Below are 276 nucleotides of genomic sequence, written 5' to 3' on the forward strand. Positions count from 1 at the left end.
GCCCGGAAACCACCAGCATCTGGCCTGGCTTCAGTGCCTGGCCGGTGCGCGGGTTCCAACGCTTGAGATGTTGCATCTCAACGTTGAAGCGCTTTGCCACCATGTACAGCGAGTCACCTTTCTTGACCTTGTACTGCACCGGTTTTTTCGCCGCAACTTTGCGCGTGTCCTGCATCACCAGGGTCTGGCCGACCTTGAGGGCCTGGCCGTTGAGCTTGTTCCAGCGCTGCAGGTCATGCACATCGACCTTGTTGGCCTTGGCGATCAGCGTGAGGT

General features: G+C 59.1%; 1 protein-coding gene. It reads right to left on the reverse strand.

The annotated features are described in order from the left end of the window. Positions 1 to 276: LysM peptidoglycan-binding domain-containing protein (locus tag AAEY88_RS13410; RefSeq protein WP_350563181.1), on the reverse strand; the 276-nt coding region annotated here is incomplete at both ends.

The sequence above is a fragment of the Psychrobacter sp. CAL346-MNA-CIBAN-0220 genome (assembly GCF_040309805.1).
In the GTDB taxonomy this organism is placed as follows: Bacteria; Pseudomonadota; Gammaproteobacteria; order Pseudomonadales; family Moraxellaceae; genus Psychrobacter.